This window comes from Streptomyces sp. CA-142005, assembly GCF_050942335.1.
Lineage (GTDB): Bacteria > Actinomycetota > Actinomycetes > Streptomycetales > Streptomycetaceae > Streptomyces.
This window is the reverse complement of record NZ_CP192078.1, coordinates 5,961,091-5,978,396: the sequence shown is the minus strand read 5'-3', so window position 1 is coordinate 5,978,396 and position 17,306 is coordinate 5,961,091. Positions and strand designations below refer to the sequence as shown.

Sequence of the window (17,306 nt, the reverse complement as noted above, 5' to 3'; positions counted from 1 at the left end):
CCGGCGGTCCCTCGATGGAAGGACTCACCGCCGCGCAACCGCCCTGCGACGACAGCGAATTGTGCCCTACGCCGGGCCGCCCCGGACCGTCGGGCCGCGTCATGGCGGGTGAAGTGCGCGCCGGCGTGTTGACCTGGCTGCGAGAATTTCGGTATGGCCGAGATCATCCAGCGGGACGGGACCTGGGCCTTCGACGGCAGCACGATCCGGATCACCCCCGGACTGCACCGCTGCGTGCCGCTGTTCCGGCAGACGTACGGGGAGATCTCCGTGCCGCTGGAGGCGGTCTCGGACGTGGTCTGGGAACCCGAGCGCAAGCGCGGCCGGCTGCGGATGCGGCTGCGCGAGGGCGCCGACCCGCTGCTGCAGGCGACGGGCGGGCGGCTGCCGGACCCGGCCGACCCGTACCGGCTGACGGTGGCGGCGGACCGCGGCGGGGTCGCGGAGTACGTCGCCGAGGAGATCCGGCACGCCCTGCTCCTCGACCGCATCCCCAAGGAGCCCACGAACGCCTATCTGCTGCCGGGCCCGCCGGTGCCGGTGTCCGTGCGGTCTTCCGACGGCACGGTCTCCTTCGACGGCACGCAGGTGCGCATCGACTGGGCCGACACCGCCGACCGGGTCAAGCGCGCGACCGGCCCGCGGATCATCGCCCTCGGCGACCTGGTGCAGGTGGAGTGGCTGCCCAACTCCGGGTACGAGGACGGCTTTCTGCGGTTCGTGACCCCGGAGACGGTGTTCTCCAAGCTGCCGCCCGAGCGGGATCCCTACACCCTGGACCTGTGGGGCAGCGTGCGGCGCGATCTGCTGACCGCGCTGGTCGCGACGGCCGTCACCGCCCGGCTGCCGCATCCCTCCACCCGTACGGGTGCCGCGTACGACGGCCGGGACCGGCAGCGGGCGGCCGTGCCGGAGCGGACCGACCACCATGACGTACTGCTGCGCCGGCTGCGGGAGTTGGGTGAGCTGCACCGGGACGGGGTGCTCACGGACGATGAGTTCGCGATGACCAAGGCGGCGGTGCTCAGGGGGTTCGGCTGAGCATGCCCGTTCGGCCGGGCATGCCCGTTCGGCCTGGCATGCCCGGAGGATTCAGCTCAGCAGGTCGGGCTCGCTGCGGCTGATGTCCTGCCACAGGGGCTGGTAGTTGATCCAGGCCACCAGGTCGCCGCCGAGCTGTTCGCGGGTGGCGACGGCCAGCTTGTGGTCGATGAGGATCGGGCGGCCGGCCGCCTTCGCCATCAGCTGCACCTGGCAGGACCGCTCCATGGACAGGAACCACCAGGCGGCGGCGTCCACCGAGTCACCGACGGTGAGCAGTCCGTGGTTGCGCAGCACGAGCGCCTTGCGGGAGCCGAGGGCCCCGGCGATCCGGCGGCCTTCCTCGATGTCGACGGTGACTCCGCTGTAGGCGTCGTAGAGCGCCACGTCCTCGTAGAAGGCGCAGCTCTCCTGGGTGATGGGGTCGATCAGCTCGCCGAGCGCGGCGAGGGCGCGGCCGTGCACGGAGTGGCAGTGGGCGACGGCGACGACGTCCGGGCGGGCGGCGTGGACCTGGGCGTGCACGGTGAACGCGGCCTGGTTGACGTGGTAGCGGCCCTGGACGACCTGCCCGTCCTGGTTGACGAGGACGAGGTCGCCGACCGTGACGTGCTTGAACGGCATCCCGAAGGGGTTGACCCAGAAGCAGTCGGTGAACTCCGGGTCGCGGGCCGTGATGTGCCCGGAGACGCCGTCCTCGAGCCCGCTCCGCCCGAAGATCCGCAGGGCACCGGCGAGCCGCTCCTTGCGGTGCCGGCGCTCGTCCTCGACCGAGTCGAACATCGGCGGCATGGCGAACTGCAGCTGGTCGGTGGGCAGCGGCAGGGGCGGCGGGGTGGGCCCGTGCATAGGTCCTCCAGCGCTGGGATTGCTGTACGCGCCGGAAGTTACCGTCGGTCAGCTCAAAAGGGCAGAGCTGTTTTGTAAAGATGACGTACGCGGTGGAAACACGACAGAGGATGTCCGGTTTGCCGGTCAGACTGGCGTGCATGACACATGTGAACTGGGCGGCCTTCGCCTCCGCCGAGCCCGGACTCGCGCGGCTCGCCGAGGAGCGTTTCGGCGCCTTCCGTCACCACGTCCTCGCCACCCTGCGCAAGGACGGCTCGCCGCGCACCTCCGGTCTGGAGGCCGACCTCCGCGGCGGTGAGCTGTGGCTCGGCATGATGGCGGACTCGCTGAAAGCCCTCGACCTGCGCCGCGACCCCCGCTTCTCGCTCCAGGCGAACCCGGGCGAGGGCACGGACATGGGCGGCGGGGACGTGCGGATCTCGGGGCGGGCGTACGAGGTCGGGGGTGAGCGGAAGTCCGGGTACGCGAAAGAGGTGGAACCGCCGGAGCCGTTCCACCTCTTCCGTACCGAGCTGACGGAGGTCGTACGGACCTGCGTCGAGGACGAGAAGTACCTCGTCGTCCAGGTCTGGAAGCCCGGTACGCCCTTGCGCACGCTCAAGCGCGCCTAGGGCCTACTCCCACTCGATGGTGCCCGGCGGCTTGGAGGTGACGTCGAGGACGACCCGGTTGACGTCCCGGACCTCGTTGGTGATCCGGGTCGAGATGCGGGCCAGGACGTCGTACGGCAGCCGGGACCAGTCGGCGGTCATGGCGTCCTCGGAGGACACCGGACGCAGCACGATCGGGTGGCCGTAGGTGCGGCCGTCGCCTTGGACGCCGACGGAGCGGACGTCGGCGAGCAGCACCACCGGGCACTGCCAGATGTCGCGGTCGAGGCCGGCCGCGGTGAGCTCCTCGCGGGCGATCGCGTCGGCGTCGCGGAGCAGGTCCAGGCGCTCCTTGGTGACCTCGCCGACGATGCGGATGCCGAGGCCCGGGCCCGGGAACGGCTGGCGCTGGACGATCTCCTCCGGCAGGCCCAGCTCCTGGCCGACCATGCGGACCTCGTCCTTGAACAGCTTGCGCAGCGGCTCGATGAGCTTGAACTCGAGGTCCTCGGGCAGGCCGCCGACGTTGTGGTGCGACTTGATGTTGGCGGTGCCGGTGCCGCCGCCGGACTCGACCACGTCCGGGTACAGGGTGCCCTGGACCAGGAACTCCACGGCCGGGCCCTCGTCGGCGATGATGTCGGCCTGCGCCTGCTCGAAGACGCGGATGAACTCACGGCCGATGATCTTGCGCTTCTCCTCGGGGTCGGAGACGCCCTTGAGCGCGGTCAGGAAGCGCTCCTCGGCGTCCACGACGACGAGCTTGACGCCGGTCGCGGCCACGAAGTCCTTCTCGACCTGCTCGGTCTCGCCCTTGCGCATCAGACCGTGGTCGACGTACACGCAGGTCAGCTGGTCGCCGATGGCGCGTGCGACGAGGGCGGCGGCGACGGCGGAGTCCACGCCGCCGGACAGACCGCAGATCGCGCGCTTGTCGCCGACCTGCTCGCGGATCGCGGCGACCTGCTCCTCGATCACGTTGCCGGTCGTCCAGTTCGGCTGCAGACCCGCGCCGCGGTAGAGGAAGTGCTCCAGCACCTGCTGGCCGTGCGTGGAGTGCATGACCTCGGGGTGGTACTGGACGCCGTAGAGTTTCTTCTCGTCGTTCTCGAAGGCGGCGACCGGGACGACGTCCGTGGACGCGGTGACGGTGAAGCCCTCGGGGGCGGCGGAGCAGGCGTCGCCGTGCGACATCCACACGTGCTGCTCGTCCGGGGTGCCCTCGAAGAGGGTGGAGGACGTCCGGGAGACGTGCAGGTCGGTACGGCCGTACTCGCGGGCCCCGGTGTTGTCGACGGTGCCGCCGAGGGACTGGGCCATCAGCTGGAAGCCGTAGCACATGCCGAAGACGGGGACGCCGGCCTCGAAGATCGCGCGGTCGAGGGTGGGGGCGCCTGCCTCGTACACCGACGAGGGGCCGCCGGAGAGGATGATCGCCGCGGGGTTCTTGGCGAGCATCTCCTCCACCGGCATGGTGCTCGGCACGATCTCGCTGTAGACCCGGGCCTCGCGGACGCGACGGGCGATGAGCTGGGCGTACTGCGCGCCGAAGTCGACGACCAGGACGGTGTCCGGGGTGGCGGCAGTGGAAGTCGCTGATGACACGGGGTGCCTTCTGGTGGTCGGGCGGGGTCTGTGCTAACGAGTCTAACGGTGTGGGCGCGGAGGCTTCCCCTGCACCGAGCCATGGCATACTGACCCCATGCGCAAGCACTCGACCTTCGTCTTTACCTATGGCATCCGGCCCGCCGGCTGCCATGGTCGAGCTGCTTGAGTGCAACGCCAAGCGACTTCCCAGGCGCCCCGGGCCGACAAGGCCCGGGGCGCCTGTCGTTTTCCGGGTCCTGCCGTTCCGGGCGTCCCAGACCTTCACCAGGAGCCCCCGACATGACCACCACCACCCCGGAAGAGACCGCCTCGACTCCGGAAGAGATCATCGCCGGCGCGCGTGAGCGCATCGACGTGCTCGACGACCGGATCATCGGTCTCATCCAGGAGCGGATGGCCGTCTCCGCCGTCGTCCAGCAGACCCGCATCGCCTCCGGCGGACGCCGGGTGCACCTCTCCCGCGAGATGGAGATCCTCGGCCGCTACCGCGAGGCCCTCGGCAGGCCGGGCACCGGCCTCGCCATGACCCTGCTGGAGCTGTGCCGGGGGCGCATCTGAGCGCCGCCCCAAGGCGCCGTACGTGAGTTCGAGCGCCGTCTCACCCGTACGGCGCGTGACCGGCTCGCGCGGCACTTCGTTGATCGAGGTGTCCGTGCCAGCCAGGGGCGGGCCCGACAGAACCACGCGTGGCTCGCTGGAGCGATGAGGCATACGGGTCGTGCCGTACGCCGTGGGACCTCGCTCCAGGGAAGTGACCGGACGGCAGGGGACAGCAGCCCGGTCACCCAAGAGAACGGTCGGCCCCGGGGACGCCCGGGGCCGACCGGCGGAAAACTGCACATACGCACCAGTGCCGGGTCACCTGCCGGGTCCCGCACCGAAACGGCATTGCTGCACACCGTCCGCCCCCCCCGGGGGCAGGACCGACGAACCAGCGGCGCGACCCCCCGGCGCCGCCCCAGGCACCGACGCCGCCCTGACATCGGTGCTGACCAGAAGAAGGGCCCCGCGGTCTCTCCGTCCCGCGGGGCCCTTCGTCATGCCCGGCGGAATGAGCGGCCGGATGCCCGGCGGAATGCGCGGCCGAACACCCCGGCCGACGGCCCACGACCCGATGTGACTCGCATCACACAGTCTTCCGCCCGGCATGTGCACAACCCTTCTCACGGGTCACGGGTCTCACCTACGCAACCAACGGCCATGCCCGTGCCCCACACACGGAGGCCTCCGAGACACGTGCTGCCGCGCGGCAGCACGGGAGCCCCACAAGAGGTCCTCAATGAAGCTTCGCCGCGCCATGATGACCGCGGCCGCGACGGCTGCCCTCGCGCCGCTCGCACTGGTCTGTGCCCCTGCCGCCTTCGCCGACGACTCCCCGAGCCCGTCGATCACCACCTCGACCTCGACCGACACGACTCCGCCGGCCGACCCGAGCACCAGCCCGGCCGACGACGCCAGCTCGCCCGCCGGCCAGACGTCGGAGAGCGCGTCCGCCTCCGAGTCGGCGAGCGCGAGCGCGTCGGAGTCCGCCTCCGCGTCCGAGTCGGCGTCCGAGTCGGCGTCCCCGTCCACGTCCACGTCGCCCAGCGAGAGCGCCGAGCCCAGCGACGAGCCGACCACGCCGTCCGGGATCTGCGAGGAGGACGACGCCAACTACAAGTCCAAGATCCACGCCTCGCTCAGCGGTCTGCCCGGCGAGATCGCCGTGGGCAGCGGCTGGCACCCCTTCACGCTCAGCGTCAAGAACCCGACGTCGACCAACCTCAAGGACGTCATCTTCTACGCGGGCGTCGGTCCGAGCGACCCGAACGCCCAGTACGCGTTCAAGACCAGCCAGGTGCAGCTCCAGGTGAAGTACGACGGAGTCTGGTACGACGTCGAGGACGGCGCCGGCCACTCCGACGGCTACCTCGACCTCGCCGACATCAAGGCCGGCCAGACGGTGAACTACCAGCTCCGGCTGAACGTCAAGGCGAACGCGCCGGTCGGTGAGGGCCTCACCATCGGTGGCGGCATGTACTTCGACGACGACGAGAACTGCATCGGCTCGGACCAGGCCAGCTACCTGATCAAGATCGTCAAGGCCGGCACCGACACGGGCGGGACGAAGCCCCAGGAGGGTGGCAAGGTCCCGGTTCCCACCCAGAAGCCGAGCAAGACCAACACGCAGACCGTCACCGGCTCGCTCGCCGAGACCGGTTCCAGCTCCATGCTGCCGACCATCGGTCTCGTCGGCGGTGTGGCCGTCGTCGTCGGCGCCGGAGCGGTGTTCACCGTCCGCCGCCGCAAGGGCGCCGGTTCGAACGCAGCCGCGTAAGCGCGGTCGCACAACCGAAGGGGCCTGCGCCAGGAGGGGGGTGCAGGCCCCTTCGACATGCCCGCGCTACTGCTTCGGCGGCACCGCCGGCATCCCCAGGAACGGCAGGCGCAGCGCGCCGAACGCCTCCGCGGGAACCACCGGGGCCTGCGGCTCCACCGGCTTCAGCCGCTCGTACGCCGCACCCTGCGCCGGGCGCGGATCGTCCTCGCCCTTGTTCGGCCAGAAGGACATCGCGCGCTCGGCCTGCGCGGTGATCGTCAGTGACGGGTTCACGCCCAGGTTCGCCGAGACCGCGGCGCCGTCCACGACGGAGATGCCCGGGTGGCCGTAGAGGCGGTGGTAGGGGTCGATCACGCCGGTCTCCGCGGAGTCGCCGATCGGGCAGCCACCGAGGAAGTGCGCGGTGAGCGGGGTGCCCATCAGCTCGCCGACGTTGCTGCCGGCGAAGCCGTTGATCTCGGCGGCGAGCGCGGAGGCGGCCTCGGTGGCGGCCTTGATCTGCTTGGGGTTCGGCGTGCCGTGCCCCTGCCGCGCGGTGAGCAGGCCCTTGCCGACGCCACCCGGCTTCAGGTACGTCGTCAGGGAGTTGTCCAGCGACTGCATCACCAGGCCGATGATGGTCCGCTCGGACCAGCGCCGGTTGGACAGGGAGCGCAGGACCAGCAGCGGATGCCGGGCCGCGTTCGTCAGCCACGCCAGCGCGCGGGAGGAGCCCTCGGCGTAGGGGACCTGGAGGATGGACAGGCCTCCCATCGAGTTGGAGCCCTTGCCGTAGCGGACCGGCTCGATGTGGGTGTTCTCGTCGGGGTGGATCGAGGACGTGATGGCGACACCGCGCGTGAAGTCGGCCTTCGGCTCGCCGGTCGCCTTGCGGTAGCGGCGGTTGTCGGTCTGCGCGCCGACCAGCGCCTCGGAGTTGGTGCGGGTCAGGTCGCCGAGCCGGGCGGAGAGATACGGCAGCTGGCCGCCGGCCTTCATCCGGTGCAGCAGGGTCTGGGTGCCGTAGGTGCCGGCCGCGAGGACGACCCTGCGCGCGGTGAAGAGCCGGCCCTCGCCCTTTTTCTTCCGGTCCGTCGGCAGGGTCGCCACCGCGTACCCGCCGCGTGAGTCGTCCGTGACGGACACGACCGTCGTCATGGGGTGGACCACCGCGCCCGCCTTCTCGGCGAGATAGAGGTAGTTCTCGTTCAGGGTGTTCTTCGCGCCGTGCCGGCAGCCGGTCATGCACTCCCCGCACTCGGTGCAGGCGGTGCGGGACGGACCGGCGCCGCCGAAGTACGGGTCGTTCACCTGCTCGCCGGGCCTGGCCTTCGACTTCCCGTCGGCGTCCTTGCCGTCGCCGAAGAACACGCCGACCGGGGCCAGGTGGAAGGTGTCGCCGACGCCCATCCGCTGCGCCGCCGCCTTCAGGTGCACGTCGGAGGGGGTCATCGTCGGGTTGAGCCGTACGCCGAGCATGCGCCGGGCCTGGTCGTAGTACGGCTTCAGCTCCTCCTGCCAGTCGGTGATGCCCCGCCACTGGGGGTCGTCGAAGAAGGCCTTCGGCGGTACGTAGAGGGTGTTGGCGTAGTTGAGCGATCCGCCGCCGACGCCCGCGCCGGCCAGCACCATGACGTTGCCCAGCAGGTGGATGCGCTGGATGCCGAACATGCCGAGCCTGGGGGCCCAGAGGTAGTTCTTCAGGTCCCAGGAGTTCTTCGGCAGGGAGTCGCGGGTGAAGCGGCGGCCCGCTTCGAGCACACCGACCCGGTATCCCTTCTCGGTCAGGCGGAGGGCGGTCACCGAGCCGCCGAACCCCGATCCGACCACGATGACGTCGTAGTCGTACCCGTCCTCGTCCCGGGTCTGGACAGACTTCTCCTGCGACACGTGCTCTCCTCGTCGAGAACGGGGGTGGGCGAACGGTGCTTCTAGCGGAACCGGAATGCCTTCATCAGGCGCAGACTCGTGCTCATGAAACGGGCGTAGCCCTCGTCGGTCATGCCCAGCGAGGGAGCCATCGGCAGCAACCGCTGCTGGGCCACCGTCTGGGCCTCGGTGTACTTCAGGATGCCCTCGGAGCCGTGGCGGCGGCCGAGGCCGGAGTCCTTCATGCCGCCCATCGGGGACTGGACGCTGCCGTAGGCGGGCGCGTAGCCCTCGTTGACGTTGACCGTGCCGGTGCGCAGGCGGGCGGCGACGTCCCGGCCGCGCTGGGCGCTCCTGGTCCAGACGGACGAATTCAGGCCGTACGGCGTGGCGTTGGCGCGCTCGATCGCCTCGTCGTCGCTCGTGAACCGGTAGACGGAGACGACCGGCCCGAAGGTCTCCTCCTCGCACACGGACATGGAGTCCTCCACGCCGTCGAGGATCGTCGGCTCGAAGAAATACGGGCCGATGTCCGGACGGGCGGCCCCGCCCGCGATCAGCTTCGCGCCCTTGGCCACGGCCTCCTCGACATGCCGCTGAACGGTCTCCAGCTGGCGCTCGCCGACCAGCGAGCCCATGTCGGCGCCGTAGGCGAGGGAGTTGCCGAGCCGCATGGCCTTCGTGCGGGCGGCGAAGCGCTCCAGGAAGGCGTCGGCGATCGACTCGTGGACGTACAGCCGCTCGATGGAGATGCAGAGCTGCCCGGCGGAGGAGAAGCACGCGCGGACGGCGCCGGCGGCGGCCTTCTCGATGTCGGCGTCGTCCAGCACCAGCATGGCGTTCTTGCCGCCGAGTTCGAGGGAGACGCCGACCAGCCGGGCGGCGGCGCCCTGGGCGACCTCGCGGCCGGTGCGGGTGGAGCCGGTGAAGGAGACGTAGTCGGCGTGCTTGACCAGCTCGGGTCCGACGACCGGGCCCTCGCCGAGCACGACCTGGAAGACGCCTTCGGGCAGCCCCGCCTCGATGAGCAGGTCGCGCGCCCAGAGCGCGGTGAGACACGTCTCGGTGTCCGGCTTCATCACGACCGCGTTGCCGGCCACGAAGGCGGGCAGCGCGTCGCCGACGGACAGCTCCAGAGGGTAGTTCCAGGGGGCGATCTGGCCCACGACCCCGCGCGGGTGGCGGAGTTCGGTGACCTTCGTGAGCGTGGGGACGGCGCCGGTGTGCCGCTTGGGCCGCAGGTAGGCGGGGGCCTTGCGGCCGTAGTGGCGGGCCGCGACGGCGACGGCCTGCACCTCCTCGTGCGCGTGCAGCCGGGCCTTGCCGGTCTCCAGCTGGATCAGGTCGAGCACCTCGGCCTGCCGCTCCAGCACCAGGTCGTGGAAGCGCAGGAGGACGGCGGCCCGCTGCCGTACCGGGGTCCTCTCCCACACGGCCTGTGCCGCGCGGGCGGCCTCGAAGGCCTTCAGTACGTCCTCGGGGGTGGACTCGGGCAGGTCGGCCAGCTTCTCGCCGGTGAACGGGGTGTGGTTGGCCGTACGGCCGGAGCCGGCGACGCCCTTGGTGAGCTGGGCCACCAGTTCCGGCGTGACCACGTCGGCGGCGGTGCGGACGCCCTCGGGGGCGGGCGCGAGGGGATTGGTGCCGGTGCTGTCCGGGGCCTGCGTGTCCGTCATGACGCGCAGGGTATGTCGCGGGGCAGCCTTTGTGTACCCGTCGGTAACGGGGATTCACGTACTGCACACATACCGCCAGTGATCACTGGCAGTGAATGTGCTGATCAGGGCGTTGACACGGTCGCGCGCAGAAGGATCACTCCAGTCCGGCTTTTTTCGCCAGGAGGAGTCCCAGTGCCGTCCTCGGCCTGCGGCGAGGCGGCTCGGAGGGGGGCGCCGAAGGGGCCTCCGCGGGCGCGGCTTCGGGTACCGGGTCCGGTACGGGCGTGAGCCCGAGGTAGTCCCGCAGGGCCGCCATGACCTCGTGCGCACCCGGGCGGGCCTCCGGCTCGTCGGCGTGCAGCCGGTCCAGCAGGGGACCCAGCGGGCCGGGGTCCGTGTCCGCGAGGACGGCGCGGAGCAGGGCGCCGAGGGACCACAGATCGGAGGCCGGGCCGGCGCCGGGGCCCGCGGCTCGCTCGGGGGCGACGAACCCGGTGGGCGCTTGTGCGGGGTGTCCGTCGCCGGTCCCGAAGTCGGTGACGACCACCCGCCCGGTGCCGGACTCCAGCAGGACGTTGGCCGGTTTGACGTCCCGGTGCACGATGCCGACGGCGTGGGCGGCGCGCAGGGCACCGAGGACGGCGAGCCCGATCCGGGCGGCCTCGGCGGGCGGGAGGGAGCCGCGCCGCAGGACCTCCCGCAGCGACTCGCCCGCCACCAACTCCATGACGATCCAGGGCACATGTCCCTCGGTGACGACGTCGTACACCGTGACGGCGGAGGGATGGCGCACCCGGGCCGCGGCGCGGGCCTCCCGGTACAGCCGGTGGGCGATACGGCGGCTGTCCTCGTCGTCTGCCGGATCGCCGGGCAGCAGCGGCTCCTTGACGGCGACCCGGCGGCCCGGCTCCTGTTCGTCCAGGGCCCGCCAGACGGTCCCGGTGGGCCCGGACCCGAGGCGTCCGGCCAGTCGGTAGCGGCCACCGATCAGACGTGCGTCGGGCGGGCGTTCACCGTCTCCACTCATGTCACATGAGTACCGCGAGCACCAGGTCCTTGTCGAAGCGGGACACTCGAAAACCCGGCGCTCACAGCTTCTCGATGTCCAGGTTCTCGATCGCAGCCTTGGCCACGTCCCGGCCGCGGGCCGTGAAGTCGCCCTTGTTCGGGTAGCCGACGGTGAGCTTGTACAGGTCGCCGCCGCTCGTGCGGTAGTAGAAGATCTGCAGTTCCCGCGGGCTGGGGTTGCCGCCGTCGTTGGACTTGTAGACGACGGTGTTCTTCGCGGCCTCCTTGCCGTGGTACGTCGCGGTGTCGTCCGGGTGTGTCCTCGCGCCGCCGGGCATGTCGAGGGAGTAGTCGCCGTCACTGCGGAACTTCTCGTCGTCGGCGTACATCTGGGACCGGGCGCTGTTCTTGATCTCGTCCAGGGAGTCCTGCGACTTCTTCGCCAGCGCCAGCGTGATCCAGACGCCGCCGCTCCAGTCCTCGTACGTCACCCAGTTCCGGTCGGAGTCGTCCTTGCCGGGCGTGACCACCTTGTAGCTCGCCGGGGCGGCGAGCGTGGCGCCCAGCTTCGGGACCGGGCGCTTCGCCCAGCCGTCGGGCAGCGGGCCCGCGAACGGATCGGCGAGCACCAGGTACGCCGCCACCGCCGCCACGACCAGCGCCGCGCCCGTGCCCAGCCACGCCTTGCGGCCGAGCCGCCTGACCGGCGCGGGGGCGACCGCCTGGACGGGCTGGGTGGGGGCCGGCGGCGCCGGGGGCTCGGCCGCCTCCTGAAGCAGCGCCCGCACCCGGTCCGCCTGGGGCCGGTGCGCGGGGTCCTTGTGGAGCAGCCCGTTGATGACCTCGGCCAGCGGGCCGGAGGCGGAGGCGGGCGGTGCCGGGGTGGAGTTGAGGACCGACTGGAGGGTGGCCGGGGTGTTGCTGCGGCGGAACGGCGAGACGCCCTCGGTCGCGGTGTAGAGCAGCACGCCCAGGGACCACAGGTCGCTCGCCGGGCCGGGCCGCCGGCCCAGCACCCGTTCCGGCGCGATGTACTCGGGCGAGCCGACGAAGCCGCCGGTGTCCGTGAGCCGCGTGTCGCCCTCGATCTGGGCGATCCCGAAGTCCGTGAGGACCACCCGGTCGTACCGGCCGAGCAGGACGTTGTCGGGCTTGACGTCCCGGTGCAGGACGCCCGCCGCGTGCGCCGCCTCAAGAGCGCCGAGCACCTGCAGTCCGATCCGGGCGGCCTCGCGCGCGTCCAGCGTGCCCTCGCGCAGCACGTCGCCGAGGGTGCGGCCGCGCACCAGCTCCATCACGATCCAGGGCCGCCCGTCGACCACCGCCACGTCGTGGACGTTCACCACCGCTGGGTGGTCGAGACGGGCCGCCGCGCGGGCCTCGCGGCGCATGCGCTCGAAGGCGTTGGCGCGTTCCCGTTCGGGAAGGCTGTCCGGTACGCGGGGCTCCTTGACGGCGACCTCCCGGTCCACCGTCTCGTCCTGGGCCCGCCACACGGTCCCCATCCCGCCATGGCCCAGCTTGCCGAGCAGCCGGTACCGGCCGGCGACGAGCCGCCCGGTGCCGGGGTCCGGGGTCGCAGGGGGCTCCGAAGCCGGTTGCGGGATCGGGTGCGTGCGCGGCTGCGGCGGTTGCAGAACAAAACTCGTCGTGTCGTCGGTGCCGTGACCGACTCCCCCGTCACTGCTCATGCATCATCCATATCGCGCCATCGCGCCCCACAGCCACAGGGAATGCGAACCGGTCACAGACCCGTGACCGAGCGGCAGTTCAGGACCCGGCCCGGAAGGTGTCGACCGCCACGTCGAAGTACTCCCGCGCCTCCCGCACCTTGCCGACCGGCGCCGACACCCACACGTCGTACATCCGCCCGCCCTCCTCCCAGCACAGGTCGTAGGTGTGGCGCGGCCCCTCCGCCGCGCTGAAGCCGTTCCAGCTGAACTCCCAGAGCGCCGCGGGATGTCCGCCGTGCGAGGTGGAGGTGACCCGGCCGTCGTGGTAACCCGGATTGGTGGAGGGGCCGTTGGCGGCCGATCGCTCCATCACGGCCTGCGGACCGCCCGGTTCGGGATCGGCGACCTTGATGCCGAGGCGGAAGGTCTCACCGGGTGAGAGGTAGAAGACGCGCTCGCCCTGCGGACTGCGCGTGAAGTCCTCCGGTACGGCGAGGGAGAAGCCGGCCGGGTCCCGGGCCGTGCGGTAACCGGAGGGCGCGATGTGCGAGCCGGCCGAGGCCGTCGGGCGGGTCTCGCCGGGCGACGGGGACGGCGGCGCGGACGGGCTCGTTCGGGTCCCGGTCGCCGGGGAGGTCGCCGTCCGGCCGGGGCTGCCGTCGCCGCCGTCCCCGCTGCCGTGCAACAGCAGCGCCGCCGCCGACACACCGGCCCCCGCCAGCGCGGCGACGAGCAGGGCCGCGATCAGCACTCCGCGCGTGGACGTGCGGGCCGGGGGCTCCGCCGCCGCGGATGCGGTGGGCGGCGACTGGGGTCCACCGTGCGGAAGGTCCTGCCGGGTCGGCGAGTAGGCCGCGGCGGCCTCCGGCGTACGCCCCCGGGCGGCATCGGCCCACGGCGCGGCCCCCGAGGCCGCATCTGGCCTCGGTGCATGCGGCCCGGCAGCGTCGGATCCGGACGCACGGTCCTGGACCGCATCGGACCCCGCCGTACGCTCCTCGGCCGCATCGGACCCCGCCGTACGGCCGTGGGCCGCCTCGAAGCCCGGGACAGGCCCCTGCGCCGCATCGGATTCCGATGGACGACTCCCCGCCGACCCGGACTCCGGCACAGGGCCCTGCGCCGCACCGGACCCCGCCGTATGCCCCCGGGCCGCGTCGAACCCCGGCGTACCGCCCTGGGCGCCATCAGCCACCGATGGACGGCCGTGAGCCGCATCGGACCCCGGCCTACGACCCCGGGCAGCATCGGCCCCAGGCGTACCGCCCTGCGCCGCATCGGATTCCGATGGACGGCTTCCTGCCGCCCCGGACCCCGGCATGCGGCTCCCCGCCGCCCGGGACCTCTGTGTCCAGCCCCCCGCCGCTCCCGACCTCGGTGCCCGGCCCCCGCCGATCCAGTGCCCTCGACCGGAGGCCGGCGCGCCCGGTGCCTCCGGGGTCCGGCCCGTCTCGAGGAACGTCCACAGCATCCGCTCGGCGTCGGCCGCGCCGAGGCGCCGGTCGGGGTCGCGTTCCAGCAGCCCCCGTACGACCGGCAGCAGCGGCTCGGCCTCGACGGGGGGCCGGATCTCGGCGGCGACCACGGCGTGCAGGATGCCGCCGAGCGAGTCGCGCCGGAACAGCGACTCGCCGCTGAGCACCGTGCACAGCAGCGCGCCGACCGACCACAGGTCGGACTCCGGCCCGGTGCGGACCCCGGACATCCGCTCCGGCGCGGTGTATTCGGGCGAGCCGACGAAGGAGCCGGTCTCGGTGAGCGTGGTGGCGCCCGCGACCTGCGCGATGCCGAAGTCGGTCAGCACGACCCGGCCGGTACCGGACTCGATCAGCACGTTCGCGGGCTTGATGTCCCGGTGCAGCACCCCGGCCTCGTGCGCGGTGCGCACCGCGCTGAGCAGGGCGATGCCGATCCGCGCGGCCTCGGCTGCGTCGACCGGTCCCTGCCGGGAGACGAGGTCGGCGAGCGAGCCGCCGTCGATCAACTCCATGACGAGATAGGGCCGTTCGTCCTGCTCCACCACGTCGTGCACGACGATGATGTGCGGATGCCGCAGCTGGGCGACCGCCCGCGCCTCACGGAACGTACGGTCCCGGCGGCGTCGCGCGTCGCCCTCGGAGAGCGAGTCGTCCGGGAGGAGTTCCTTGACCGCGACACGTCGGCCCAGCACCTGGTCGAGGGCCCGCCACACGACGCCCATGCCCCCGCGCCCGATCCTCGCCTCCAGGCGGTAACGGCCCGCGATCACACGGACGACGTCCCCCTCGGTCCCCATGCGCCCCATCATGCCGCATCGGACGGACGCCTTCCGGGGCGGCGATCGGCCAAGTATGCCGCCGCCCCAAGGAGGCCGCCATGAGGGAAGGCGCCTCAACAAGGGTGATCATTTTCGGCCACAACGTGCCTTGGAAAAGCTACAAAGCATGGTTAATCGCCAAGCTATACACGCCATACAGGGCAAAACGGGTGGCTTGAATCTTGCTGTCCAGTGAATCATGAAACCCTTACCTTTTCCTTATGGGAAACACGTTTAAGCGCCTTTCCGTCACGTGCCTCGCGGCGGTGGCGATATTCGCCACGACCACAGTGACCAATGCCAGCGCGGCGAGCGGCGGAGCCGCGTGCTCGGTGACCGGCGCCTCGGGGAGCCTCACGTTCACCAACTGGACAGCCACACATGTGGACATCAGCGGTTGGGTCAAGGACACCGCTGCCGATGGTCACCATGTGGCCATTCGACTGGTTTCCATAGACGGCGGCACCGGATGGGTGCACGAGTGGCCCTGGCATTCCAACTACGACGGAAACGGATCGACCGTCTCCTTCACCACTTACGCGTCGCCCACCGGCGATGATCTCGACTACATCGGCGCGCAGGTGGCGGTCATAGAAGGGGGCACGATAGTCCGCGCTTGCACGGACTATGCCTGAGCCCCTCGTTGACGTGTCGGCCGAGTGGAACCTTCTGTTCCACTCGGATCAACCCTCCTGGAAGCCCCGCAGGATCCAGTCGAACTGCTTTCTGGTGGTGGCCCAGTCGTCGGCCGGCGAGGCCGCGTAGATGGCGTACTCGGTGCCGTCACTCTCCATGTACGCGACGTCGATCGCATGGTAGGGACCCGGGAAGTAGTGCGGCGGGTCCTTGGCCAGCGCATCCCACGTGTACTCCCAGCGGACGCCCGGCAGGTCGCGGAAGAGCTCCTCTTTGAGGTTCAGCCGCTTGTAGCCCAGCAGTCGCGGTGAGACCCGCTGCCGCTCCAGGTAGCTCATGTGCTCGTACGAGGAGCTGAAGTCCGGCGCGGTGTCGACCGCGACCCGCACGAGGTGCTTGCCCTTGTCGGGCGAGTAGTCGACCTGCCGGAGACCGTCCTGGTCGATGGAGACGGACCGCTTCCACCCCTTGGGCAGGGAGATGCTGAAGCCCACCGGGTCGTTGCGCCGCTCCCAGCCGGCCGGAACCGCCCCCTGACCGCCCTCGCCGCTCGGCGTGGCACTGGCACTGGCACTGGCACTGGCCCTGGGAGGCGGCGATACAGAGGCGGAGCCGCCGCGGCCGCCCGTGCCGAACTGCTGCAGCACGACCGCGGCACCTCCGCCGACGATCGCGGCGAGGGCGACCACCAGGGCGAGCGTGCGCAGCCTGCGGCGCTTGGGCGGCCGTACCGGCTGTACCGGCTGCCCTTGCGGGACGGGAGCGTGTGGCCCGGAACCCGCGTCGTACGGACCGCCGACCCGCGTCGGCCCGGTCACCGGCGGATACGGCGTTCCGGTGGCCCTCTCCGCGCCGGTGCGCGTGGGACCCGTCTGCGCCTCCGGCCGGAAGCGGCCCTGCTGCGTGGGCACGTACACCTGCGCCGCGTTCGGCCGTCGCCCCTCCGCCGCTTCGGCGAGCATCTGCTCCGTCTCGTCCGCGCCGGGCCGGTGCGCCGGGTCCTTCTGCAGCAGGGCGGTGATGACAGGGCCGAGCGGACCGGCGTACTGCGGTTGGGCGGCCTCCTCCTCCACGACCGCCTGCATGGTGGTCAGGGGCGAGGTGCGGCGGAACGGCGAGCGGCCCTCGACCGCCGTGTACAGCGTGGCGCCGAGCGCCCACAGGTCGGAGGACGGGCCCGGGTCGTGGCCGCGCACCCGCTCGGGGGCGAGGTAGTCGACCGAGCCGACGACCTCTCCGGTGCGGGTGATGGTGGAGTCGCCCTCGATCTGCGCGATGCCGAAGTCGGTGAGCAGGACCCGGCCGTCCCGGCCGAGAAGGACGTTGCCCGGCTTGACGTCCCGGTGCAGCACGCCGGCGGAGTGTGCGGCGCGCAGCGCCCGCAGCACCCACAGCCCGATGCGGGCTGCCTCGCCGGGCTCCACCCGTCCCCGCTCCTTGACCGCGTCGGCCAGCGAGTTGCCCTCGACCAGCTCCATGACGATCCACGGGCGGCCGTCGTGTTCGAGGACGTCGTGCACGGTGACGACGGCGGAGTGGTTGATGCGCGCGGCCGCGCGGGCCTCGGCCCGGGTGCGGGCGAGCAGCACGGACCGGTCGCTGTCGGAGACGTAGAGCGCCGCGGTCAGTTCCTTGACGGCGACCGTCCGGTGCAGCACCTCGTCGTGGGCGCGCCACACCCGGCCCATGCCGCCGCTGCCGATGGAATCGGCGAGCCGGTAGCGGCCCGCTATGAGCAGGCCCTGCATCTGATTCACGTTGCCCCGCAATGCTCTT

Annotated in this window: 13 protein-coding genes; 5 read left to right on the top strand and 8 right to left on the bottom strand. The window is 71.6% G+C overall.

Annotation, left to right across the window (positions count from 1 at the left end; translation table 11 throughout):
• The first annotated feature begins 153 nt into the window (after positions 1–153).
• Entirely contained in the window at positions 154–1,041 is an 888-nt protein-coding gene (locus tag ACQPXS_RS28070) for a DUF4429 domain-containing protein (RefSeq protein WP_433451998.1), read from the top strand.
• A gap of 51 nt (positions 1,042–1,092) precedes the next feature.
• Here the strand turns inward: ACQPXS_RS28070 and ACQPXS_RS28065 are convergent, their stop codons facing one another.
• Complete coding sequence (locus tag ACQPXS_RS28065) at positions 1,093–1,890, bottom strand: class II aldolase/adducin family protein (protein ID WP_356302100.1); 798 nt, start codon at positions 1,888–1,890, stop codon at positions 1,093–1,095.
• Between the two features lie 140 nt (positions 1,891–2,030).
• Between ACQPXS_RS28065 and ACQPXS_RS28060 the strand changes: the two genes are divergently transcribed.
• Positions 2,031–2,504 (top strand): pyridoxamine 5'-phosphate oxidase family protein, encoded by a 474-nt coding sequence (locus tag ACQPXS_RS28060; RefSeq protein WP_433451996.1) that lies wholly within the window; start codon positions 2,031–2,033, stop codon positions 2,502–2,504.
• Between the two features lie 3 nt (positions 2,505–2,507).
• On the opposite strand, the gene guaA is transcribed toward ACQPXS_RS28060, so the two are convergent.
• Positions 2,508–4,088, bottom strand: coding sequence for a glutamine-hydrolyzing GMP synthase (guaA, locus tag ACQPXS_RS28055; RefSeq protein ID WP_365321586.1), 1,581 nt, complete (start codon positions 4,086–4,088; stop codon positions 2,508–2,510).
• Between the two features lie 282 nt (positions 4,089–4,370).
• On the opposite strand from guaA, the gene ACQPXS_RS28050 reads away from it, so the two are divergent.
• Both ACQPXS_RS28050 and ACQPXS_RS28045 read left to right on the top strand, forming a co-directional pair.
• A complete protein-coding gene (locus ACQPXS_RS28050; protein ID WP_365321584.1) occupies positions 4,371–4,649 on the top strand; it encodes a chorismate mutase in 279 nt (92 codons plus the stop codon).
• A 721-nt stretch (positions 4,650–5,370) separates the two neighbouring features.
• Complete coding sequence (locus tag ACQPXS_RS28045; RefSeq protein WP_433451995.1) at positions 5,371–6,408, top strand: LAETG motif-containing sortase-dependent surface protein; 1,038 nt, start codon at positions 5,371–5,373, stop codon at positions 6,406–6,408.
• 66 nt (positions 6,409–6,474) lie between these two features.
• Here the strand turns inward: ACQPXS_RS28045 and ACQPXS_RS28040 are convergent, their stop codons facing one another.
• The 5 genes from ACQPXS_RS28040 to ACQPXS_RS28020 form a co-directional block, all read right to left on the bottom strand.
• Complete coding sequence (locus tag ACQPXS_RS28040) at positions 6,475–8,280, bottom strand: GMC family oxidoreductase N-terminal domain-containing protein (RefSeq protein WP_433451994.1); 1,806 nt, start codon at positions 8,278–8,280, stop codon at positions 6,475–6,477.
• Positions 8,281–8,321: 41 nt separating this feature from the next.
• Positions 8,322–9,935 carry a succinic semialdehyde dehydrogenase gene (locus ACQPXS_RS28035; RefSeq protein WP_433451992.1) on the bottom strand — a complete coding sequence of 538 codons (1,614 nt, stop codon included), beginning with the start codon at positions 9,933–9,935 and terminating at the stop codon, positions 8,322–8,324.
• Positions 9,936–10,071: 136 nt separating this feature from the next.
• The gene (locus ACQPXS_RS28030) at positions 10,072–10,944 is read right to left on the bottom strand and encodes a serine/threonine-protein kinase (protein ID WP_433451991.1); all 873 of its coding nucleotides are present in this window, start codon (positions 10,942–10,944) and stop codon (positions 10,072–10,074) included.
• A 61-nt stretch (positions 10,945–11,005) separates the two neighbouring features.
• The gene (locus ACQPXS_RS28025) at positions 11,006–12,616 is read right to left on the bottom strand and encodes a serine/threonine-protein kinase (RefSeq protein ID WP_433451989.1); all 1,611 of its coding nucleotides are present in this window, start codon (positions 12,614–12,616) and stop codon (positions 11,006–11,008) included.
• 79 nt (positions 12,617–12,695) lie between these two features.
• Entirely contained in the window at positions 12,696–14,873 is a 2,178-nt protein-coding gene (locus ACQPXS_RS28020) for a protein kinase domain-containing protein (RefSeq protein WP_433451988.1), read from the bottom strand.
• Positions 14,874–15,115: 242 nt separating this feature from the next.
• Here ACQPXS_RS28020 and ACQPXS_RS28015 point away from each other — a divergent pair, with 242 nt between their 5' ends.
• Positions 15,116–15,529, top strand: coding sequence for a hypothetical protein (locus tag ACQPXS_RS28015; RefSeq protein WP_433451987.1), 414 nt, complete (start codon positions 15,116–15,118; stop codon positions 15,527–15,529).
• 48 nt (positions 15,530–15,577) lie between these two features.
• Here ACQPXS_RS28015 and ACQPXS_RS28010 read toward each other — a convergent pair whose 3' ends face one another.
• Entirely contained in the window at positions 15,578–17,278 is a 1,701-nt protein-coding gene (locus ACQPXS_RS28010; RefSeq protein WP_433451985.1) for a protein kinase domain-containing protein, read from the bottom strand.
• Between the last annotated feature and the right edge of the window lie 28 nt (positions 17,279–17,306).

Bases quoted from the DNA above. Each gene is read 5' to 3' on its own strand.
- ACQPXS_RS28035 (WP_433451992.1), bottom strand. From the start codon at position 9,935: ATGACGGACACGCAGGCCCCGGACAGCACCGGCACCAATCCCCTCGCG.
- ACQPXS_RS28045 (WP_433451995.1), top strand. From the start codon at position 5,371: ATGAAGCTTCGCCGCGCCATGATGACCGCGGCCGCGACGGCTGCCCTC.
- ACQPXS_RS28030 (WP_433451991.1), bottom strand. From the start codon at position 10,944: ATGAGTGGAGACGGTGAACGCCCGCCCGACGCACGTCTGATCGGTGGC.
- ACQPXS_RS28015 (WP_433451987.1), top strand. From the start codon at position 15,116: ATGGGAAACACGTTTAAGCGCCTTTCCGTCACGTGCCTCGCGGCGGTG.
- ACQPXS_RS28025 (WP_433451989.1), bottom strand. From the start codon at position 12,616: ATGAGCAGTGACGGGGGAGTCGGTCACGGCACCGACGACACGACGAGT.
- ACQPXS_RS28060 (WP_433451996.1), top strand. From the start codon at position 2,031: ATGACACATGTGAACTGGGCGGCCTTCGCCTCCGCCGAGCCCGGACTC.
- ACQPXS_RS28070 (WP_433451998.1), top strand. From the start codon at position 154: ATGGCCGAGATCATCCAGCGGGACGGGACCTGGGCCTTCGACGGCAGC.
- ACQPXS_RS28050 (WP_365321584.1), top strand. From the start codon at position 4,371: ATGACCACCACCACCCCGGAAGAGACCGCCTCGACTCCGGAAGAGATC.
- ACQPXS_RS28020 (WP_433451988.1), bottom strand. From the start codon at position 14,873: ATGGGGACCGAGGGGGACGTCGTCCGTGTGATCGCGGGCCGTTACCGC.
- ACQPXS_RS28065 (WP_356302100.1), bottom strand. From the start codon at position 1,890: ATGCACGGGCCCACCCCGCCGCCCCTGCCGCTGCCCACCGACCAGCTG.
- ACQPXS_RS28010 (WP_433451985.1), bottom strand. From the start codon at position 17,278: ATGCAGGGCCTGCTCATAGCGGGCCGCTACCGGCTCGCCGATTCCATC.